At 64.6% G+C, this 21,160-nt stretch carries 15 protein-coding genes; 8 read left to right on the top strand and 7 right to left on the bottom strand.

What is annotated here, in order from left to right; translation table 11 throughout:
• Positions 1 to 49 precede the first annotated feature (49 nt).
• The gene (gene tyrS / locus G5C33_RS10390; protein WP_165327147.1) at positions 50 to 1,279 is read right to left on the bottom strand and encodes a tyrosine--tRNA ligase; all 1,230 of its coding nucleotides are present in this window, start codon (positions 1,277 to 1,279) and stop codon (positions 50 to 52) included.
• Between the two features lie 188 nt (positions 1,280 to 1,467).
• Between tyrS and G5C33_RS10395 the strand changes: the two genes are divergently transcribed.
• Both G5C33_RS10395 and G5C33_RS10400 read left to right on the top strand, forming a co-directional pair.
• On the top strand, positions 1,468 to 2,871 hold the full coding sequence (locus G5C33_RS10395; protein ID WP_165327148.1) for an NAD(P)H-dependent flavin oxidoreductase: 1,404 nt from the start codon (positions 1,468 to 1,470) through the stop codon (positions 2,869 to 2,871).
• A gap of 161 nt (positions 2,872 to 3,032) precedes the next feature.
• A complete protein-coding gene (locus G5C33_RS10400) occupies positions 3,033 to 3,521 on the top strand; it encodes an SH3 domain-containing protein (RefSeq protein WP_165327149.1) in 489 nt (162 codons plus the stop codon).
• A 375-nt stretch (positions 3,522 to 3,896) separates the two neighbouring features.
• On the opposite strand, the gene G5C33_RS10405 is transcribed toward G5C33_RS10400, so the two are convergent.
• Entirely contained in the window at positions 3,897 to 5,084 is a 1,188-nt protein-coding gene (locus G5C33_RS10405; protein WP_165328814.1) for an acetyl-CoA C-acyltransferase, read from the bottom strand.
• A gap of 164 nt (positions 5,085 to 5,248) precedes the next feature.
• On the opposite strand from G5C33_RS10405, the gene G5C33_RS10410 reads away from it, so the two are divergent.
• The 3 genes from G5C33_RS10410 (at position 5,249) to G5C33_RS10420 (ending at position 7,016) form a co-directional block, all read left to right on the top strand.
• Positions 5,249 to 5,503 carry a hypothetical protein gene (locus tag G5C33_RS10410; RefSeq protein ID WP_165327150.1) on the top strand — a complete coding sequence of 85 codons (255 nt, stop codon included), beginning with the start codon at positions 5,249 to 5,251 and terminating at the stop codon, positions 5,501 to 5,503.
• Complete coding sequence (locus G5C33_RS10415; protein WP_165327151.1) at positions 5,496 to 6,287, top strand: prepilin peptidase; 792 nt, start codon at positions 5,496 to 5,498, stop codon at positions 6,285 to 6,287. The genes G5C33_RS10410 and G5C33_RS10415 overlap by 8 nt, the downstream gene beginning before the upstream one ends.
• A gap of 270 nt (positions 6,288 to 6,557) precedes the next feature.
• On the top strand, positions 6,558 to 7,016 hold the full coding sequence (locus tag G5C33_RS10420; RefSeq protein WP_165327152.1) for a MarR family winged helix-turn-helix transcriptional regulator: 459 nt from the start codon (positions 6,558 to 6,560) through the stop codon (positions 7,014 to 7,016).
• Here the strand turns inward: G5C33_RS10420 and G5C33_RS10425 are convergent.
• Entirely contained in the window at positions 7,010 to 8,017 is a 1,008-nt protein-coding gene (locus G5C33_RS10425; RefSeq protein WP_165327153.1) for a YihY/virulence factor BrkB family protein, read from the bottom strand. The two genes, G5C33_RS10420 and G5C33_RS10425, sit on opposite strands and share 7 nt — an antisense overlap.
• 195 nt (positions 8,018 to 8,212) lie before the next feature.
• Here G5C33_RS10425 and G5C33_RS10430 point away from each other — a divergent pair, with 195 nt between their 5' ends.
• The 3 genes from G5C33_RS10430 to G5C33_RS10440 are packed head-to-tail and all read left to right on the top strand — an operon-like array spanning position 8,213 to position 16,103.
• On the top strand, positions 8,213 to 10,348 hold the full coding sequence (locus tag G5C33_RS10430) for an autotransporter assembly complex protein TamA (RefSeq protein WP_165327154.1): 2,136 nt from the start codon (positions 8,213 to 8,215) through the stop codon (positions 10,346 to 10,348).
• Positions 10,348 to 14,610 (top strand): translocation/assembly module TamB domain-containing protein, encoded by a 4,263-nt coding sequence (locus tag G5C33_RS10435; protein WP_165327155.1) that lies wholly within the window; start codon positions 10,348 to 10,350, stop codon positions 14,608 to 14,610. Before G5C33_RS10430 ends, G5C33_RS10435 begins: the two co-directional genes overlap by 1 nt.
• A gap of 41 nt (positions 14,611 to 14,651) precedes the next feature.
• Positions 14,652 to 16,103, top strand: coding sequence for a flavin-containing monooxygenase (locus G5C33_RS10440; protein ID WP_165327156.1), 1,452 nt, complete (start codon positions 14,652 to 14,654; stop codon positions 16,101 to 16,103).
• Here the strand turns inward: G5C33_RS10440 and G5C33_RS10445 are convergent.
• The 4 genes from G5C33_RS10445 to G5C33_RS10460 form a co-directional block, all read right to left on the bottom strand.
• Positions 16,100 to 16,456 carry a Rieske (2Fe-2S) protein gene (locus G5C33_RS10445; RefSeq protein ID WP_165327157.1) on the bottom strand — a complete coding sequence of 119 codons (357 nt, stop codon included), beginning with the start codon at positions 16,454 to 16,456 and terminating at the stop codon, positions 16,100 to 16,102. The two genes, G5C33_RS10440 and G5C33_RS10445, sit on opposite strands and share 4 nt — an antisense overlap.
• Before the next feature lie 127 nt (positions 16,457 to 16,583).
• Positions 16,584 to 17,861, bottom strand: a complete 1,278-nt coding sequence (gene hmgA / locus G5C33_RS10450) for a homogentisate 1,2-dioxygenase (protein ID WP_165327158.1) — start codon at positions 17,859 to 17,861, stop codon at positions 16,584 to 16,586.
• Between the two features lie 87 nt (positions 17,862 to 17,948).
• Positions 17,949 to 18,983, bottom strand: a complete 1,035-nt coding sequence (gene hppD / locus G5C33_RS10455; protein ID WP_165327159.1) for a 4-hydroxyphenylpyruvate dioxygenase — start codon at positions 18,981 to 18,983, stop codon at positions 17,949 to 17,951.
• A gap of 145 nt (positions 18,984 to 19,128) precedes the next feature.
• Complete coding sequence (locus G5C33_RS10460) at positions 19,129 to 21,147, bottom strand: S9 family peptidase (protein WP_165327160.1); 2,019 nt, start codon at positions 21,145 to 21,147, stop codon at positions 19,129 to 19,131.
• Between the last annotated feature and the right edge of the window lie 13 nt (positions 21,148 to 21,160).

The raw sequence follows: 21,160 nt of genomic DNA on the forward strand, positions 1-21,160 counted from the left end.
ATAGGGCACGGGTGTGAATGGCTATGAAATAAAGCTGATTAACAGCGGTTTACGTCGCGGGTACGAGCAAACCGTGATGCTTTTTGCCTGCCGAGACGCGAACCGGTTGCGATTCGACGGAAATCGTCGCGCTTTCGTCGCCGATTTTCGCGCCGTCGACTCGCGCGCCGCCCTGCTTGATCAGCCGGCGTGCCTCGCCTTTCGACGCAGTGAGCCCGAGCCCGACCAGCGCATCGACGATGCCGATCTCGCCCGACACCGTCATGCTGGGCAGTGCTTCGCCCGCCGCGCCTTCCTCGAAGGTCTTGCGCGCGGTTTCGGCGGCATGCTGCGCGGCTTCGCGGCCGCGGCACAGGGCCGTCGCCTCGTCGGCCAGCACTTTCTTGGCTTCGTTGATCTCGGCGCCCTCCAGCTTTTCCAGCCGGGCGATCTCGTCGAGCGGCAGATCGGTGAACAGCCGCAGGAACTTGCCGACGTCGCGATCGTCGGTATTCCGCCAGAATTGCCAGTAATCATAATGCGAAAGCTGCGCTTCGTTGAGCCAGATCGCGCCGTTGACCGATTTGCCCATCTTCGACCCGTCGGCCTTGGTGATCAGCGGCGTCGTAATGCCGTACAGCTCCGTCCCGTCGATCCGGCGCGTCAGTTCGATGCCGTTGACGATATTGCCCCACTGATCCGATCCGCCCATCTGCAGCCGACATCCGGCGCGACGCGACAGCTCCAGAAAGTCGTATGCCTGGAGGATCATGTAATTGAATTCGAGGAAGGTCAGCGGCTGTTCGCGGTCGAGCCGCAGCCTGACCGAATCGAAGGTCAGCATCCGGTTGATCGTGAAGTGCCGGCCGACGTCGCGCAGGAACGGGATATATTCGAGCGAATCGAGCCAGTCGGCATTGTTGACCATGATCGCGTCGGTGGGGCCGTCGCCGAAGGTCAGGAACCGCTCGAAAGCGGCGCGGATCGAAGCGATATTCGCCGCGATGCCCTCTTCGTCGAGCAGCTTGCGCACTTCGTCCTTGCCGGAAGGGTCGCCCACCTTGGTCGTGCCGCCGCCCATCACCACGATCGGCTTGTGGCCCGCCTGTTGCAGCCGGCGCAGCAGCATGATCGACACCAGATTGCCGACATGCAGCGACGAAGCCGTAGCGTCGAACCCGATATAGCCGGGCACGACCTGACTGCCCGCGAGCGCGTCGAGCGCTTCGGCGTCGGTCACCTGGTGGATATAGCCGCGTTCGCTGAGCAGGCGGAGCAGATCGGAGGAATATTCGGTCATGATGCGCGGCCGATTAGCACAGATTCGCTCCGCGTCATCAGCTTAGCTGTTCGTTATCATTGACGCAGGCGCCGCAAGCTGTTTTTCCGCGCGCGATGGTGCGCCGGGAGCCGGGGCGTCAACGGGAAATCGCTCGCGTCGCGGGAGCGGAACGGCTAGGGTCGCGCGGCTTATTTTTGGAGGTCTGTTTGTTCAAGGGTCTTTCGCCCATTCAGTATCACGGTCGCGAAGTGTGGCCGCTGGTCGAGGGCGGCAAGGGTGTCGCCGCCACCAACCATGCCAGCGCCGGCGCCTGGGCCGCGGCGGGCGGCATCGGAACGGTCTCGGCGGTCAATGCCGACAGCTATGACGCCGACGGCAAGATCATCCCGCAGGTCTATAAGGCGCTGACGCGACGCGAGCGGCACGAGGAACTGATCGCCTATGCCATCGAAGGCGCGGTTCAGCAGGTGCAGCGCGCCTGGGACATCGCCAATGGCAAGGGCGCGATCAACATCAACGTGCTGTGGGAAATGGGCGGCGCCCAGCGCATCCTGCACGGCGTGCTCGAACGCACCAAGGGGCTGGTTTCCGGCGTCACCTGCGGCGCGGGCATGCCGTACAAGCTCAGCGAGATCGCATCGCATTACGGCGTCTCCTATCTGCCGATCGTCAGTTCGGCGCGCGCCTTCCGCGCGCTCTGGAAGCGTGCCTACAGCAAGGCGCAGGATCTGCTGGCGGCGGTGGTCTATGAAGATCCCTGGCTCGCCGGCGGGCATAACGGCCTGTCCAATGCCGAGGACCCGCTCCAGCCGCAGGACCCCTATCCCCGGGTCAAGGCGCTGCGCGAAACGATGCGCGAGGGCGGGCTGCCCGATACGGTGCCGATCGTGATGGCCGGCGGCGTCTGGTATCTGCGCGACTGGAACGACTGGATCGACAATCCCGAGCTCGGCACCATCGCCTTTCAGTTCGGCACGCGCCCGCTGCTCACCAAGGAAAGCCCGATCCCCGAGGCGTGGAAGGCGAAGCTGATGACGCTGGAGGAAGGCGACGTCCTGCTCCACCGTTTCTCGCCGACCGGCTTTTATTCCTCGGCCGTCCGCAATCCCTTCCTGCGCGAGCTTGAAGCGCGTTCGGAACGCCAGATTCCCTATTCGACCGAGGAAGCGGGCGACCATACCTTCCAGCTCGATGTCGGCGTGAAGGGCAAGAATTTCTGGGTGACGCGCAACGATCTGCTGCGCGCGCGCGAATGGTTCGGCCGCGGCTATACCAGTGCGCTGAAGACGCCGGACAACACGCTGGTGTTCGTCGGCGACGAGGAAAAGGGCATGATCCGCAAGGATCAGGCCGATTGCATGGGCTGCCTCAGCCAGTGCCAGTTCTCCTCCTGGGCGGACACCGAGACCAATTCGACCGGGCGCCTCGCCGATCCGCGCAGCTTCTGCATCCAGAAGACGCTGCAGGAAATCGCGCATGGCGGCGATGTCGACCGCAACCTGATGTTCGCGGGCCATTCGGCGTTCAATTTCAAGAAGGATCCGTTCTATTCGAACGGGTTCGTGCCTTCGGTCAAGCAACTCGTCGACCGCATCCTGACCGGGGACTGATCCGCCCCGACACGCGATTTTCGCCGCGATACCGGAACGTGGGGTCCGGGATCGCGGCGAGTGTCCCATTATCGGTGGAAAAGCGAATGCCGGTCGCTTTGCCCGGTTGAACGGCATGCGTTCGCCACGGTAGCCTTTGATCGATCGCTAGGGGGATTCTGATGCGCTTTTGGAGCTGGCTGGTCGTGGGCCTGTTTGCGCTGGGGCTGGTCGCGCTCGGCAACGGCGTGGCCGAAGCGCAGCGCCAGCCGCCCTATTATGCCTCGATCGCCGCGTCGAAGGCGCGGATGCGCACCGGCCCGGGGCGCAACTATCCGGCAAGCTGGATGTATCAGCGCGAGGATTTGCCGATACGCGTGATCGCCCGCTATCGCGACTGGCGCAAGATCGAGGATCCCGATGGCACGCAGGGCTGGATGCAGGTGGGCCTGCTCAGCGATACGCGAACCGGCATGGTGGTCGGCACCATCGCCGAAATGCGATCGCGCCCCGATTTCGACGCGCATGTGAATTATCGCGCCGAACCCGGTGTGGTCGGCCGGATCAGCAAATGCGCGCGCGGCTGGTGCTGGTTCGATGTCCGTGGCCGCGGCGGCTATGTCGAACAGAGCAAGCTGTGGGGCACCGATCCGGGGGAAACGGTGCAGTAGACAGGAAGCTGGCTGGACAGCAGTAACGTTTCGCCAGGTCCCAACCGTCGCCCTGAACTTGTTTCAGGGTCTACGCCTCCGCTTGCACGGACATAGCTTGTTGCGCGGTCGATGCTGAAACGCGCCTGTCCCGAGCCTGACGAGGGATTCAGCATGACGAATGCGGTTGGGCTGCGGATCTATCTCTTGCGGCTACCTATCCAGAATGTATGCCAACCCCTTGAAATGTAGGATTTCGCCTGCTCAGCTCGGCCAATGGCAGCGGCGGAAACGAAAACACGCGCGGTTCGGAGTTTTCGAACCGCGCGTGTTGGAAACCCCGATGGGGCCCGGTGTCTCTTTTGTCTCCTTTGGAAGAGACGGTATGCGAATCGCTCAGTCGATCAGTTCGACGGCCATCGACGTGGCTTCGCCGCCGCCGATGCACAGCGACGCGACACCGCGCTTCTGACCGCTATTCTGCATCGCGCCGAGCAAAGTCGCCATGATCCGCGCGCCGCTGGCGCCGATTGGGTGGCCGAGCGCGCAGGCGCCGCCGTTGATGTTCAGCTTGTCGTGCGGGATATCCATGTCGCGCATCGCGATCATCGCGACGCAGGCGAATGCCTCGTTGACTTCGAACAGGTCGACATTGCCGACGTCCCAGCCGGTCTTCTCGAGCAGCTTGCGCATCGCGAAAACCGGCGCGGTGGTGAACAGGGCAGGGGCATGCGCGTGCGCGGCATGGCCGACAACCTTGGCGACCGGCGTCAGGCCCAGCTTTTCGGCGACCGACAGCCGCGTCATCACCATCGCCGCAGCACCGTCCGAAATCGACGAGGCATTGGCCGCGGTGATCGTGCCGTCCTTGGCGAAGGCGGGCTTGAGCGTCGGGATCTTGTCCGGGCGGCCCTTGGGCGGCTGTTCGTCGGTGGTGACCGTGGTCGATCCCTTGCGGCCCTTCACTTCGACTGCCGTGATTTCGCGGTCGAACGCGCCGGCTTCCTGTGCCTTCTGCGCACGGGTGAGCGATGCGATGGCGAATTCGTCCTGCGCCTCGCGCGTGAACTGATATTGCTGAGCGGTATCTTCGGCGAACGCGCCCATTGCCTTACCCGGCTCATAGGCGTCCTCGAGCCCGTCGAGGAACATGTGATCCTTGAGCACGTCATGCCCCATGCGGGCGCCCGAACGATGCTTGTGCGAAAGATAGGGGGCGTTGGTCATGCTCTCCATGCCGCCCGCGATGACGACATCGGCCGACCCGGCGGCAATCGCGTCATACGCCATGATCGCGGCCTGCATGCCCGATCCGCACATCTTGTTGACCGTGGTCGCTTCGATATGCTGGCCGAGACCCGCCTTGATCGCGGCCTGGCGCGCGGGCGCCTGGCCGAGGCCCGCGGGCAGCACGCAGCCCATGTAAATCTTCTCGATCACTTCGGGGTTCAGCCCCGCGCGTTCGACGGCTGCCCCTACGGCAACCGCGCCCAGTTCGGTCGACGTGGCATCGGCGAGCTCGCCGAGCATGCCGCCCATCGGCGTACGGGCATAGCTGGCAATGACTACGGGATCGGCGGACATGTTGGTTCCCTCCTGAATATCGCGCACGATCTAAGGCGGCCATGCTGCAGATGCAAACAGCAAGCGCAGCGATCGGTTGGGCGATCGGGAACGGAGCGGCTCGCAATGAGTAGTGGTGGCCTGCGCATCGCGCGTGCAAGAGGAAACGCCAAGGGAGCCCGCACATGGATTTGACCGAAATTCTCAAATGGTTCGCATCGATCAGCGGGATCATCGCGGCCTTCATGGTGTCGCTCGATCTCGGTCGGCGCGTTACCGGATGGGGCTTTGTCCTGTTCGTCGCATCGAGCATCGCCTGGATCACCGGCGCGCTGCTTTCCGACGACGAGCCGCTGCTTTCGCAGAATCTGGCGCTGTTCGCGATCAATGTGCTCGGCGTCTATCGCTATCTGATTCGAAAGCGGCCCGCAGGTGACTGACTGGGCCTGGCCGTTATTGCTGGGCGTGCTGGGGCTGGTCTTCGGCAGCTTCATCGCGACGGCGGCGATACGCTGGCCGCAGGGGCGATCGCCGCTCCGGGGGCGTTCGGAATGCGATCACTGCGGGCGCGTGCTGGGAGCAACCGATCTGGTGCCGGTGTTGAGTTATGTCGCCCGGCGGGGGCGTTGCGCGGCTTGCGGCGGCAGGATCGCGCCGTCGCATCTCGCGACCGAACTGCTTGGTGGCGCGATCGGCGTGATTGCCGGTTTCCTTGCGCCGGGAATGGCGGGAGCGCTTGGCGCGGTGTTCGGATGGATGCTGCTGTTGCTCGCCGCGCTTGATCTCGCGGCGCTGTGGTTGCCCGATATCCTGACCGGGCTGCTTGGCGCGGCGGGTGTCGGCGCTGCGCTGATCCTTCCCGAGCCGCCCCTGTGGGACCGGCTGATCGGGGGGCTGGTCGGATTCGGCACGCTATGGCTCGTGCGGACCGGCTATCGCGCCCTGCGCGGGCGCGAGGGGCTGGGGGGCGGCGATCCCAAGATGTTCGGCGCGATCGGGCTGTGGCTCGGCTGGACGCAATTGCCGCTCGTACTGCTCGCCGCCGCTCTGCCGGGGCTCGCGCTGGTGCTGGTGATGTGGATCGGCGGGCGGCGGGTCGCGGCGGACGTGAAGCTGCCCTTCGGGGTGCTGCTCGCGGTCGGAGCCTTTGCGGTCTGGACCGCTGAAGCAGGAATACCGCCTCCGGTGACGGAAGTGACGCTATATTCGGAATCGGGGCCCTAGACAAAAAAAGGGCCGCCCGAAGGCGGCCTTGAAAGTCTTAGGAGAGGATGCCTGAAAGGCAGGTTCTTTGTGCAGCGCAGCAGGAATTTTTGCAAGTGCGAATGGCGCGGCTTTGATTGCATTCGATGCAATCCATCCCCGAATTGGAACAGTATCGCAGCAGCGATGGCAAATCGCCCGTGAAGGTTGCTGGGTGTCGATCTGTTTCCAGTGGTTGCGCCGCGGAAAACCGCCGATATCCTTCACTCGAACCCGATTGGCACTGAATTGATGACGTCTCGGCTCAAACTGGATGAATTTCTTCCCTACCGGCTTTCGATCGCGTCGAATCGTGTGTCGAACGCAATCGCGACTGCCTATCAGGCATTGTTCGGCTTGCGGATCCCCGAATGGCGAGTGATCGCGGTGCTCGCCGAAGGCGGCGCGATGAGCCAGTTCGCGCTCGGCCGTGCGACGCAAATGGACAAGGTAACGGTCAGTCGGGCCGCGATCGCGCTGGTCGACCGCGGTCTGGTGACACGGGCACCCAATCCCGAGGACCAGCGCTCGCATCTGCTCAGTCTTTCGGATGCGGGTCGCGCTCTCTATGATCAGGTTGCGCCCAAGGCGCTTGAAATGGAGCGGCGGATCTTCGCCGACATTGATGAAGGCGAGCGCGATCGGCTGATTGCGATGCTGGCGCGGATCGAAGCGGGTGTCGTCGCGCTCGAGCAGGAAAATGGTCAGTAGCGGTCGCGCCGCGGCTTCTTTTGCCGTTTGCTCGGCAGCGTATCGGCAACGGTGGCGCCGCGGCGGCCCAGCGGTCGCGAGGCGCCGGTAGTGGAATCGACGCCGGTCTGCCGCTCGGCCTCGGCATTGATCTCGGCTCCGATCAGCACCGCCATCGCCGAGACATAGAGCCACATGAGCAGCACAACCACAGCACCCAGCGCGCCGTAGGTGGCGTTGTAATTGGCGAAATTGGCGGTGTAGATGCCGAACAGCAGTGTCGCGACCACCCATAGCAGTGTCGCTGCAACCGAACCGATCGTCAGCCAGGTCCAGCGGGCATTGGCGCGGTCCGGGCCATAACGATAGACAAGCGCGAAGCCCAGGCTGGCAATCGCGGCTGCTACCGCCCAGCTGAGCAGCCGAACGAAGAACGTCGCGGTGCCGCCCGGATCGCCGGCCATGTCCGCCAGCCAGGCAAGCGCGCCGATCGCCAGAAGGCCCGTCACTGCCGTAACGACTGCGCCGATCGTGATCACGGCTCCGGTCAGCGTGAGGACCAGGAAGTTCCGGCCTTCCTCTTCCTCGTAGATCACGTTGAGTGCCTGAATGATCGCCTTGGCCGATCGCATCGCTCCGTAGATCGCGACCAGAAGCGCGAGCGCCAGCCCGAATCCGGCCTGCGCGGAGGCGGTTTCGACCACCGAAAGAAGCTGGTCCTCGATCAGCGCGGCGGCATCGGCGGGCACCACCTGCATGATCGCCTGCATGTCCTTCGCCACCGACGCCGGATCGGCGACGAGACCATAGGTCATCACGATCGCGCCGAGCAGCGGGACGATCGAAAGAAATGCGTAGAAAGCGACCCCGGCGGCCATCAGCCCGAGATTGTGATAGCCGGTCATCGTATAGACCCGGGCGAGGATTGCGCGCCATGCTCGCTTCGGATGATGCCACGGCCGTTCGGAATCGAAACCGGGTATGGTGCGCTGCCGATCGGGGGAGCTGGTCTGCTGATTCATCGCCGTCCTCCGCTTGCTGACAATCGGGAAACGCGGTGCGCGGCAAAGCGATGCATGCTGATTTCCGGCGGTTTCTCCGATAGGTGGAGCCAATCGCCGTTTCAGTCGTTAGGAGCGGGAAAGGGGCCGAAAGCGGAATGCGGCTCTGGAGGAGTCGCGTTGGGGATCAGAGTAGTTTCGTTCTGGGCGGCCGCCATGACGGGGTCGGCGTTGCTGCCGCAAATCGCACTGGCGCAGGACCGCCCGGACGACGGCCCTCCCGTACAGGAGGCGACGGCGGACGATGTGCGTGCACAGGATGCCGGAGCTTCCGATCCGCAAGGGGACGACGACGACAGCCCGATCATCGACGAGGAGCGGTTCGAGGAGTCGATGCCGCAGATCGGCGACGATATCGATGCTCCGTTGGAACCGCTGCCCGATACCGAGCCGATGGACCCGGCCGGCGATCCGGCGATCGGTGACCCCGAAACGATTCCGCCGGTGGAGCAGGAAGACCCGGAGTTCGGTGCGCCGCTGACGCCGCTAGCCGCTTTCGAAGTCGATCCGCCCGAGAGCATCGAAGGGGTCGAGGAGCGTGAGGACGTCACGATCCGCTATGACATTGCTGTGAGGGGCTTTGACGAAACAGGTCTGGAAGACCGGTTCCGCGAGCTTTCGGCACTGGAAGAGGGCGATGGCGAGGCGGCGAATGCGACGATGGTAGCCGCGCGCGCCGAAGAGGACGAGAAGCTGGCCGAGCGGCTGTTGCAATCGGTGGGCTATTATGACGGGACCGCCGTGGCGTCGATCGAGCAGACGGCGCCCAATTCGGGCAAGCTGCGGGTCACGCTCGATATCGTGCCGGGCCCGCTCTACACCTTGGGATCGATCACCATCGACAGTCGTCCGACCGAACCTGCCGGGCTGATCGACGCGGCGCTGCCGCTCAAGAACGGTCATCCGATCGACGCGGCGCGCGTGCAGGCGGCGGAGGCCAATGTCAGCCTGCGCCTGCCGCAACAGGGCTATCCCTTCATCCGATTGCTTCAGCGCGACGTCCTGCTCGATTCGGAGACACATACCGGCGCCTACACGCTGCCCGTACGCCTCGGCCCCCGGGCTTCCTTCGGCAGCTACCGAACCGAACCGGCAGGTGAGGATTCCGAACTCGCTTTCGATGCCGATCATGTCGGCGTGCTGGCACGATTCGAACGTGGCGAATTGTTCGACAGCCGCAAGGTCGACGATTTGCGCGAGGCGCTGATCGCGACCGGCCTGTTCTCCACTGTGGCGGTCGAGCCGGTCCGCACCGGCGAAACCGCGCCAGACGGCACCGAATATGTCGATCTGATGGTTCGTCAGGATGCCGGTCCGCCCCGCACGCTCGCAGTCGAGGGGGGCTATGCCACCGGCCAGGGCATCCGCGTGGAAGGCAGCTGGACGCATCGCAACCTGTTCCCGCCGGAAGGCGCGCTGATCCTGTCGGGCGTCGGCGGAACGCAGGAACAAGGCTTGTCGGCGACCTTCCGCCGATCCAATGCCGGCCGGCGCGACCGCACCTTCTCGCTCACGGCTTCAGCCGATCACAGCGATTACGATGCCTATGAAAGCTTCACCGGCACGCTGTCGGGGCGGATTTCGTTCGAATCGACCCCGATCTGGCAGAAGCGCTGGACCTATTATTACGGTGCCGAACTGGTCGGATCGAACGAGGATCGGTACAATTTCAACACCGGTTCGCGCGATCGCGGCACTTGGCTGATCGCGGCACTGCCCGCCTTTGTCGGCTTCGATACGTCGGACGATCTGCTCAACCCCACGCGGGGCTTCCGCATCAAGCTCAACCTCAGCCCGGAAACCTCGGTGCGCGGCGCGGCGCGACCCTATGTGCGGGGGATGCTGGAAGGGACCGCCTATTACCCGCTGTCGGACGGGCTCGTGATTGCCGGCCGCGCGCGTGTCGGAACCATCGCCGGGATCGAGCGCAATGACCTGCCTCCCTCGCGGCGCTACTATGCCGGCGGCGGCGGATCGGTTCGCGGTTTCGGCTATCAGGAACTGGGTCCGCGCGCGCCGGACGGCCGTCCTATCGGCGGGCGCAGCCTCAACGAATTTGCGATCGAGGCGCGCTATCGCTTCGGCAATTTCGGGATCGTGCCCTTTGTCGATGCCGGGCAGGTCTATGAGAGCATCACTCCGCAGTTTAGCGACATTCGCTTTGGTGCGGGCATCGGCGGGCGGTTCTACACCAATTTCGGCCCGCTGCGCGTCGATGTGGCGACACCGATCAACCGCAAGCCGGGCGAGTCGCGCATTTCGCTCTACATCTCGATCGGACAGGCATTCTGATGAGCGACGAACGGTCAACCGACGCGCCCGAGACGGCAGGCGAGGCATCGGCAACGGGGGAAGCCGCGACCGAACGCGTCGTGCAGCATCCGCCGCTGCCGCTGCGGATCGCCAAATGGGCGGGCGTCGCCGTGGGCGTCGTTGTGGCTCTGGCCGGGGCGCTGCTGCTGCTGCTCAATACGCAAATGGGGCGCAACATCGTTGCCGACCAGATCAGCGGATACCGCCTCGCTTCGGGGCTGAACGTGCAGGTCGGCCGGATCGACGGCTCGATCTACGGCGCGATGGTGCTGCATGATGTGCGTGTTCGCGACCCGAAGGGCGTTTTTGCCACGGCGGAGCAGATCACGCTCGACTGGCGGCCCTTCGACTTCCTGTCGAACCATCTCAACATTCGCGAGCTTACCAGCCCGGCAGTCCAGGTTGGGCGCGCGCCTGAACTGATCCCTGGCGAATCCGACCCGGACGCGCCGTTGCTGCCGCAGATCGACATCGATGTTGCGCGCCTTGCGATCGGCCGGATCGAGCTGGCGCCGGGCGTGATCGGCGATCGCCACGTCGCGCGGCTCGAAGGCGGGCTGCACCTTTCCGACGGACAGTTGCGACTCAGCGCGAATGGCGGAACGCTGGCCGCGCCGGGCATGGCGGGCGGCGACCGGCTCTCGGTACGGCTCGATGCGGAGCCTGAGCAGAATATGCTCGACCTCGATTTGCAGGTAAATGCCCCGGCGGGCGGACTGATCGCCGAACTGGCGGGGCTCGAAGCACCGCTGGTGCTTTCGATCGAAGGCGACGGCGACTGGGATGCCTGGGACGGCCGGGCAGTCGGCAATCTGGGCGGTGAGCGGCTTGCAAATCTGCAGCTTCGCGCACGCGATGGTCGCTTCAGGATTCTGGGGATTACGCGACCGGGCCTCTATTTCTCCGGCGCGGTAGCCGAGCTTACCGCACCGCAATTGAGAGTCGCGATCGATACGGCCTTCGTAGACCGGATCGCCGATACGCGCGTGCGGTTGCTTTCGGACTCGCTGTCGTTCGAGGCTGCCGGAAAGCTCGACCTGGACGCCAACCGTTTCGACGGGTTTCGCGCCGAGGCGCTGCTGCTTCGTCCCGCTGCGATCGCGCCCAATCTGGTGGGTCGTTCGGTGCGCGCCAGCGTCGCGCTTGACGGGTCGTTTGCGACGCCGACAGTCGACTACAAGCTGCACGCCGGGGCGCTGGGCTTCGGCGAAACCTATGCCGAACAGCTCTATGCTGAGGGGCAGGCCAAGGTCGATGCCGAGCGGATTCTCGTCCCGGTAAATGCGCGAGCGGCGCGGGTCTCGGGGCTCAATGCGGCCGTGGGCGGTCTCGTTACCAATCTCCGGCTGCGGGGCGACGTCGCGATCAACGGCGATCAGATCCTGGCCGATGATCTGCGCATCCGATCGGACCGGATCGACGCGACGGCGATCATCGCCGCCGATATCGGAGACGGCCGCTATACCGGCGGGCTGAAGGGCCGGATCAATGATTATGAGATCGATGGCGTCGGCGTGGTAAGTGCCACCACCGATGCCGAAATCTATCCCGGTTCCACCGGCGGTTTCGGCATTCGTGGCACGATCGCCGGGCGGACGCAGCGCATCTTTAGCGATGGCGCGCGCAATTTCCTCGGCGGCAATGCCGTGGCTTCGGTGCGGCTCGGTTATGATCCGCAGGGCGTGGTCACGTTCAACGAGCTGCGCGTGCGAGCGCCCAAATTCCAGGTGCGCTCGGGATCGGGGCGCTACGATCCTGAAGGCGCACTGCTCGTCAATGCCGATGCCTATTCCGCGCAATATGGCCCGCTCCAGGCGCGCGTGACCGGATCGATGGCCAATCCCGAAATGCTGCTGCGCGCGCCGCGACCCGGGCTTGGAGTCGGCCTCGCGGATGTGGAAGCACGCGTGCGCGGCGAGAATGGGCGCTATGCCGTCGTCGCCGAAGGCGGCACGGATTACGGCCCGTTCACCGCCGATGTGCTGGTCGATACCGGCGGGCCGCTGAGCGTCGATGTCCGCAGGACTTTGTTCGCCGGGGTCGAAATGCGCGGTCAATTGCGCCAGACCCCGGCCGGGCCCTTTTCCGGCAGGCTCGATCTCGCCGGATCCGGGATCAACGGTAACGCTCGGCTTTCGGCGCAAGGTTCCGATCAGCAGGCGCAGCTTTCCCTGCGTGCCGCCGATGCCCGCATTCCGGGGCAGGGCGACATGTTGATAGGCCGCGCTATCGTCGACGCGACGATCCTGCTTGCCGACACGCCGCATATCGTGGCCGACGCACAGCTTGCAAATTTCGCGCGGGGCGATTTCGTGATCAACCAGGCGCGCGCAAAGCTCGATTACCAGGGCGGAAGCGGTACTGCGAAGCTGCTCGCCAGCGGTTCGACCGGGGTATCCTTCCGGCTTGCGGCCAATGCCCGGCTCTCGCCCGAACGGTGGCTGGTGGCATTGCAGGGCGAAGGTAATGGCGTGTCGTTCAAGACCGGCAATCCGGCGCGTATCGTCCTGGCCGACGGTGGCTATCGGCTGCAGCCGACGCAGATCGAATTCGACCAGGGCACGATGCGTGTCGCCGGAAGCTATGGCGACGGGATGACCGCGCAGCTCCGGCTCGATGAAATGGACCTTTCGGTTATCAACGCCTTTGTTCCGGGCGTCGGTGTGGGCGGAACCGCCACCGGCAGCCTCGATTTCGAGCAGCAGACCCCCGACGCATTTCCCAGCGCCGACGCGCGACTGGAGATCGCGAATTTCACGCGTTCGAGTATCGCCACGGTATCGACTCCCGTGAACATCAGCTTCGTCGGCAAGCTGCTGCCCGATGGCGGGGACGCGCGTGCGCTGATCAAGCGCGGGTCGACGACCATCGGGCGCGTCGTCGCGACGCTGCGCCCGCTGCCGCCGGGATCGGGTGGGTGGCAGGAACGGCTGATGGCCGCGCCGCTTTCGGGCGGAGTGCGCTATAACGGTCCGTCGAACGTGCTCTTCTCGCTGGCGGGCCAACCCGGCCAGACGCTATCCGGCCCGGTGGGCATCGCCGCCGATTTTTCCGGTCGCGTCCGTTCGCCGCAGCTGAACGGCGTCGTGCGGGCGAGCAACCTCACCTACGAGAACGAGAATTACGGCACGCGCCTCACCAACATGAAGGTCGACGGACGTTTCTCGAACGATCAGCTGGTGGTCGAGAATATCACTGCAACCGCAGGGGAGGGCAGCATTTCCGCCAAGGGCCGGGTCGGCCTTTCCGCCGATGCGGGGTTCCCGGTCGAGCTGCGCGCCGAGTTCGAGAACGCGCAGCTTGCGAGCAGCGATGCGCTGGAAGGCGCGGCGAACGGCTGGATTGAAGTCACCAACAATGCCGATGCGGCCCTGATCAAGGGGCGGCTGACCATTCCCGAAGCGCGCTACAAGATCATCCGTCAGGGCTCGGCGGAAGTCGCGCAGCTGGAGGGTGTGCGCCGGGTCCGCCCGGGTGAGGAGGATAGCGGCTATCAGCGCCCCGAACGCCGTCGCGCCGGTCATCCGATCCGTCTCGACCTGGTCGTCAGCGCCGACAACCAGCTGTTCGTTTCGGGGATGGGGCTCGATTCCGAATGGTCCGCGCGGATCACCGTGAATGGCACCGCGGCCAACCCGCGCGTCGGCGGTTATGCCCGCGTGGTCGAGGGGCAGTACAGCTTTGCCGGGCGACGGCTCGAACTCAGCCGGCGCAGCGCGGTCAATTTCGAAGGTGCCGCGCTCACCAACCCCAGCCTCGACATTCAGGCGAGCACGACGGCGGAGAACGTGACTGCCACCATCGTCATCGGCGGGACCGCGCAGCAGCCCAATATCAGTTTCGCCTCGACGCCCAGCCTGCCGCAGGACGAAGTGCTGTCGCGGCTGCTGTTCGGCGATTCGGTGACGAACTTGTCAGCGACCGAGGCACTGCAACTCGCCGCCGCGCTCAATTCGCTGCGCGGCAGCGGCGGCGGGCTCAATCCGCTGGGCGAGCTGCGCCAGGCGGCGGGGATCGACCGGCTGCGCGTGCTGGGCAGCGATGAAACCACCGGGCGCGGCACCGCGCTGGCGGCGGGGCAATATCTGACCAACGACATCTATGTCGAAATCATCACCGATGCCCGCGGCTTCACGGCGACCCAGCTCGAGATCGCACTCACGCGTGCCCTCAGCATTCTCTCCGAAACCGGGTCGTTCGGCGGGTCGAGCGTCAGCTTGCGCTATTCGAAGGACTATTGACCCGCGTTGCAGTGGCGCTCGCGTAACGACATAAGCGGGCGATGGGCGAATATCTCGACGTGCTCGTGGTCGGTGCCGGCATCTCCGGCATCGGCGCGGGCTTTCACCTGCAGGACAAATGCCCCGGTCGCAGCTATGCGATCCTCGAGGCACGCGATGCCGTGGGGGGCACCTGGGACCTGTTCCGCTATCCCGGGGTGCGGTCGGACAGTGATATGCACACGCTCGGCTATGGTTTCCGTCCGTGGCGCGGGGCGAAGGCGATCGCTGACGGTGCTTCGATCCTCCAATATCTGAAGGATACCGCGCGCGAGTTCGGCATCGACAAGCATATCCGCACCGGCGAGCGGGTGGTGCGCGCCGACTGGTCAACGCGCGAGGCGCTGTGGCACGTCACCGTCGATCGGAGCGACGGCGAGACGCGGCATTACTGCTGCCGCTTCCTGTTCCTGTGCACAGGCTATTACCGGTATGATCGTGGTTATATGCCCGATTTTCCGGGGCGCGAGGATTTCGGCGGGCAGATCGTCCATCCGCAATTCTGGACCGAGGATATCGACTGGGCGGGCAAGCGCGTGGTGGTGATCGGCAGCGGCGCGACAGCGGTGACGCTCGTCCCCGCGCTGGCGGAGAAGGCGGCGCATGTCACGATGCTACAGCGTTCGCCAAGCTACATGATCGCGCGGCCCTCGCGCGACGGTTTTTCCGACAAGCTGCACCGGATATTGCCCGAACGGCTCGCATCGGGGCTGGTGCGGTGGAAGAACGTGCTGCTTCAGCAATTCTTCTTCAATCTTGCCCGCAAACGCCCCGAAAAGGTGAAGGCGCATCTGATCGGACTGGTGCAGGAGCAGCTGGGCTCCGAGTATGACACTGCCACGCATTTCACGCCGCGTTACAATCCCTGGGACGAACGGCTGTGCCTCGTCTCCGACGCCGATCTGTTCCAGGCGTTGCGCAGCGGTGCCGCGAGTATCGTCACCGGCACGATCGACCGGTTCACGCGGGAGGGCATCCGGCTGGCAGCGGGCGAAGTCGTGGAGGCCGATCTTGTGGTTTCTGCGACGGGGCTGGAAATGCAGTTGGCGAGCGACATGGAAATCAGCGTCGACGGCGCGCAGGTCCGGCTTTCCGACAGCGTCGCCTATAAGGGGATGATGTATTCGGACGTGCCGAATTTCGCATCGTCCTTCGGCTATACCAATGCCTCCTGGACGCTGAAGGTCGACCTGACCTGCGCCTATGTCTGTCGCCTGCTCAACGCAATGAAGGCGCGCGGCATGCGGCAAGTGACGCCGCGGCTCGCCGAGCCGGTGGGCGAGGAGCCGCTGCTCGATTTCAGCTCGGGCTATATCCAGCGCGGGCTTTCGCAATTCCCGAGGCAGGGGGATCGCGAGCCGTGGCGTGTCAATCAGAGCTATCTGCGCGACGTGATCGGGCTTCGCTATGGTGGGATCGACCGGGAAATGGAATTCTCCAATCCCGCATCCTAGGCCGTGACGATATTGCCGTCGCGCACTTCAACCGGCCAGGGCTTGAGCCGAGCGCCGGTGCACGGGCCGCCGATGCAATGGCCGTCCGCGATGCGAAACAGCGCGCCGTGCCATGAACAGGCGATCAGGTCGCGATCCTGCGTCAGATAGCTGTCGAGCTCCTGCGCGAGCGGCAGCCCCATATGCGGGCAGCGGTCGACATAGCCATAAGCGGCATTGCCCTGCCGCACCACGAAACCGTGGAATCGCCCGGCCTTCATTTCGAGCACGAAACTACGCGCGCCGCCGTCGGGCAAGAGCGCGAGCGGACCGAGTGTGACACCCGGCGGGGTGGTGGTGAGGCGTTCGCTCATGCTGCCACTAACGCCCGTTTGCGCTGAGCCTGTCGAAGCGCTGTCCTTTCTATTACGCAGCGGTGGAGAGAAGAAGAACGGGGCTTCGACAAGCTCAGCCCCAACGATGGACGAGTGATGTCGGAACTCAAGGCAGCACCGCCTTCGGGAAATCCGCCCAGGCCGCGTCATAATCGGACTGAGCATGCTCCATCGCATAACCTGTCGGGCGATAGGGCCAGCAGCTCTCGACCATGAACGCGATCGTGTTCTCGATCTTGTGCGGGGCGAGATCGGCATTGCTCGCAGCTTCCCAGCTCGGCTTGTCGGGCCCGTGACCGGCCATCAGATTGTGTAGGCTGAGCCCGCCCGGCTGAAACCCTTCGGCCTTGGCGTCATAGGCGCCGTGGATCAGCCCCATCGCCTCCGACATGATGTTGCGATGAAACCAGGGTGGGCGGAACGTGTCCTCGGCCACCATCCAGCGCGGCGGGAAGATCACGAAGTCGGCGTTCGCGCGTCCCGGAACGGCGCTGGGCGAGGTCAGCACGGTGAAGATCGAGGGATCGGGATGGTCGTAGCTCACCGTTCCGATCGTGTTGAATTTCGCGAGGTCATAGCGGCAGGGCGCAAGATTGCCGTGCCAGGCGACGACATCGAGCGGGCTATGGTCGAGCGTCATCGTCCACAGGCTGCCGAGATATTTCTGGACCAGCTCGAACGGCTCGTCGCGATCCTCATACCAGGCCATGGGCGTTTCGAAGTCGCGGGGATTGGCGAGGCCGTTGGCGCCGATCGGGCCGAGATCGGGCAGGCGGAACAGGCTGCCGTAATTTTCGGTGAGATAGCCGCGCGCATTCCCGTCGGGCAGCAGCGCGCGAAACCGCACGCCGCGCGGGACGATGGCGATCTGACCGGGCGCGATATCGATACGCCCCATTTCGGTGAGCAGCGACAGCCGCCCTTCCTGCGGGATGAACAGCAATTCGCCGTCGGCGTCCATGAAGACGCGGCGGTCCATATCCTTGTCCGCGGCATAGCAGTGCACCGCCACGCCATCGAGTATTTCGGGATTGCCGTTGCCGAGCATCGTCACCAGCGAATCGATCAGATCGACCGGCGCGTCGGGGCCGGGCAGGGGCGACCAGCGCTGACGATTGGGCGCCACCGGGCCGGACATCAGCGGCGCGGTGAAAAGCGGGGCGCCCTGATAGGGAGTAAAGGCCGGATGCTCGGCGCTCGGCCGCATGCGATAGAGCCAGCTGCGGCGGTTTTCGGCGCGCGGCGCCGTGAACGCGGTGCCCGAAAGCTGCTCGGCGTACAGGCCATAGGCGGGTCGCTGCGGCGAGTTGCGCCCCTCGGGCAATGCGCCGGGCACTGCCTCGGTCGCAACGTGATTGCCGAAGCCGGGGAAATAGTCAGTCACGGGCCTCTCCGCTCAGAGCTGGTTCGGCCGGGGGTAAGCAACGCGAACGCAACTGGCGCGCCTCCCCCGGCCTTCCTCTCCAACTTGTCAGGCGTCCACCTTGATCACGCCGCGGCGAATCTGGTCGAGTTCGATCGACTCGAACAGCGCCTGGAAGTTGCCGTTGCCGAAGCCTTCATTGCCCTTGCGCTGAATGATCTCGAAGAAGATCGGGCCGAACATGTTTTCGGTGAAAATCTGGAGGAGGATGCCTTCCTCGCGATTGCCGTCGATCAGGATGCGGTTCTTGCGCAGCCGGTCGAGATCCTCGTCATGCGGGCCGACGCGCTTGTCGACCAGCTCGTAATAGGTCTCGATCGTGTCCTGCAGATTGACGCCGCGCTCGCGCAGCTTCTCGACCGTCGTGTAGATATCGTCTGTGGTCAGCGCGAGGTGCTGAATGCCTTCGCCTTTGTACTCGCGAATGAATTCCTCGATCTGCGAGTTTTCGTCCTGGCTCTCGTTCAGGGGAATACGGATCGCCTGATCGGGCGCGATCATCGCCTGGCTGAACAGCCCGGTCGCCTGGCCCTTGATGTCGAAATATTTCTGTTCCTCGAAGCCGAACAGCGTGCGGTAGAATTCGCTCCACACGCGCATCTGGCCGCGGCGGACATTGTGCGTGAGGTGGTCGAGCAGATCGAGCCCGACATTGTTTTCCTTCTCCGCCTGCTGCCAGCCGGGGACTTCCTCCCAGTCGGCATAAAGGTCGGTGCCGTCCTGGATGAAATAGAGGTACGAGCCGCCAATCCCCTTGATCACGGTATCGTCTTCCTCGGTCGCTTCGGCACCGTGTTCCAGCGCCCATTTGAGCGCCTTTTCCGGGTCGCCTACGCGGAACGCCATCGCGCTGGCCGAAGGGCCGTGGGCCTTGCGGAATTCGGCGACCCGGCCTTCCTTGTCGCGGTTGAGCATCAGGTTGATACGCCCCTGCTTGAAGCGCGTGATGTCCTTGGTCGGATGCCGATGCGACGGAACGAATCCCATCTGCTCGAACTGGCGCGCCATCGCATCGGGATCGGGCGAGGTGAATTCGACGAATTCGAAGCCGTTGAGGCCGAGGGGGTTTTCGGGGCGGTTCATGACTCTCTCCTGCATGCGTCCCTGATATCGCGACAGGCAAACTAGTGTCAAATGATACCAGTTTGTCACGTCACGCGTTCATCAGGAAACGGGCAGGCAGGCCGAACGATCCGGTCCCGGGGCGGTGGCACTTGCCGGCTTGCGATCAGTCTCCGGTGCCGCCGGCACGCAGATACCGGTCGTACCAGTCGAGCTGGCGCTGCATGCGGTCCTCGATATAGGCCGGCACGGTCAGCCCGTGATTCTCGCCAGGATAGACGACCAGCCGCGTGGGCACGTCCAGCGTCTTCAGCGTCTGATACATTTGCTGCCCGCCGGTGCAGGGGACATTGTCGTCCTCCTCCGCACACAGGAACAGAGTCGGTGCGTGGATATCGGGCGCTTCGAAGAACGGATAGCTCAGCCGCAGCCACCGTTCCGGCTCATCCCACGGCGCGCCGAGTTCGAGCAGATAGTCGCGGGCATATTGATCGACGCCGAACCCGCCCAGGAAATTGCCCATGCCCGCGCCGCTCACTGCCGCGGCGATGCGCGGTTCGCGTGCGATCAGATAATTGGTGAGGATGCCGCCATAGCTCCATCCCCCGACGCCGATCCGATCGGGATCGGTAATGCCCGCCGCGACCAGATAATCGATTCCTGCGCGCACATCGGCGACGTCCAGATTGCCCCAATCGGCCATCTGCGCCATCGCGAATTCGGTCCCCCGGCCAGAGGAACCGCGCGGATTGGGCGCGAACACCGCATAGCCATTGGCGGCATAGACTTGCCAGTCCAGCATGAAATCATGGCTGAACTGATAGACCGGCCCACCATGCAAGCGGATGATGGTGGGCAGGGGGCGGCTGCCGTCTTCGCCCGGCGGCAGCAGCAGCATGCCGTGGATCTCCGTCTCGCCGCTCGTCCAGCTGATATCGCGTGTCTGCGCCAGCGCTCGATCCGCAACCCAGCCATTATGCTGCGTCAGTAGGCGCGGCGTGCGCCCGACGCTGCGCAGCGCGAGCGGCGCAGCGGGGCCGTTTGCCAGCACCGCGATCCGTCCGCCGGGCGCAACGGCGAAGTCATAGGCGACGTCGCGGCCCTCGGTCAGTTCGCGCAGCGATCCGCTTGCCGGATCGATCGAAACAAGCCGGGTATCGCGATCCTGCTCGACCAGTGCGATCAGCCGCGTGCCGTCCGCCGACCAGCGCGGATAGTAGAAATAGCGGTCAATCCATGCGGGATGCGTGATTTCGCCGGTGGTGAGATCGGCCACGGCGATCTGCGTCGGCCTGTACCATGTGTCCGCTTCGTCGCCTGCGCGGACCCAGGCGATCCGTGTGGAATCGGGTGACCAGCTCGGGCGGCCCGATTCGAACCCTGGATCGGCGTCGCCGCCCGCGAATGTGCTGACTCGCCGTGCTTCTCCGCCACCGGCCGGCATGATGTAGATGTCGGAGCAATAGTGGCGGTCCGCCGCCTCGCAGCGCTTGGATACGAATGCGATGTTCTTGCCGTCGGGCGACCAGCTTGGCAGCCAGTGGTCATAGTCGCCGTGGGTCAGCTGCGTTGCTTCGTTGCTTGCGAAATCCACGCGGAACAGATGCTGACGGCGATCGTCGATCCAGCCGCGACCGTCCTCGCGCGCCAGAAACCGGTCGATCACGATGGGCGGGGCGATATCGGGCGCCTCACCGACATTCGCGCCGACTTCGGCGACGACGATCGCCGCGCTTCCGTTGGGAGCGAGGCTGTAGTCGCTGATTCCGCCTGGGATGCGCGAAAGCTGCCGTGTCGTTTCACCATCGGCGCTGAGCAGCCATAGCTGTGTCGTTCCGTCTTCGGCGGCATCGCCCAGATAGACGATGCTGCCATCGGCGCGCGGGGCGGGTTGCCATTCGCTCTGCCTGGGCGTGTCCGTCAGACGGCGTGCCTGGCCGCTGCGCCATTCGGTGGCCCACAGATCGCTATACTGCGCTTCGGGTGCGGCGTGGCTCGTCAGCGTGTAGATGATCGTCTCGCCATCGGCGGCGAAGACCGGCCCGCTGATCGTTTCGAGCCTGCGGAAATCCGCAGCGGAAAATGCTGTCTTCGCTTCCTGGGCGGCCGCCGGGATTCGGGCCGGGGCAAGCATCAGGGCGAACAGGGCGATATTTCGTGCTGCGGAGAGAAGAGGAGCGGGCATGAGTTTCCTTCGC

This window comes from Sphingosinithalassobacter tenebrarum (genome assembly GCF_011057975.1).
GTDB lineage: Bacteria > Pseudomonadota > Alphaproteobacteria > Sphingomonadales > Sphingomonadaceae > Sphingomonas > Sphingomonas tenebrarum.

Excerpts from the sequence above, each read along its gene's own strand:
- tyrS (WP_165327147.1), bottom strand. The coding sequence starts at position 1,279 with ATGACCGAATATTCCTCCGATCTGCTCCGCCTGCTCAGCGAACGCGGC.
- G5C33_RS10400 (WP_165327149.1), top strand. The coding sequence starts at position 3,033 with ATGCGCTTTTGGAGCTGGCTGGTCGTGGGCCTGTTTGCGCTGGGGCTG.
- G5C33_RS10405 (WP_165328814.1), bottom strand. The coding sequence starts at position 5,084 with ATGTCCGCCGATCCCGTAGTCATTGCCAGCTATGCCCGTACGCCGATG.
- G5C33_RS10410 (WP_165327150.1), top strand. The coding sequence starts at position 5,249 with ATGGATTTGACCGAAATTCTCAAATGGTTCGCATCGATCAGCGGGATC.
- G5C33_RS10420 (WP_165327152.1), top strand. The coding sequence starts at position 6,558 with ATGACGTCTCGGCTCAAACTGGATGAATTTCTTCCCTACCGGCTTTCG.
- G5C33_RS10425 (WP_165327153.1), bottom strand. The coding sequence starts at position 8,017 with ATGAATCAGCAGACCAGCTCCCCCGATCGGCAGCGCACCATACCCGGT.
- G5C33_RS10430 (WP_165327154.1), top strand. The coding sequence starts at position 8,213 with ATGACGGGGTCGGCGTTGCTGCCGCAAATCGCACTGGCGCAGGACCGC.
- G5C33_RS10435 (WP_165327155.1), top strand. The coding sequence starts at position 10,348 with ATGAGCGACGAACGGTCAACCGACGCGCCCGAGACGGCAGGCGAGGCA.
- G5C33_RS10440 (WP_165327156.1), top strand. The coding sequence starts at position 14,652 with ATGGGCGAATATCTCGACGTGCTCGTGGTCGGTGCCGGCATCTCCGGC.
- G5C33_RS10445 (WP_165327157.1), bottom strand. The coding sequence starts at position 16,456 with ATGAGCGAACGCCTCACCACCACCCCGCCGGGTGTCACACTCGGTCCG.
- hppD (WP_165327159.1), bottom strand. The coding sequence starts at position 18,983 with ATGAACCGCCCCGAAAACCCCCTCGGCCTCAACGGCTTCGAATTCGTC.
- G5C33_RS10460 (WP_165327160.1), bottom strand. The coding sequence starts at position 21,147 with ATGCCCGCTCCTCTTCTCTCCGCAGCACGAAATATCGCCCTGTTCGCC.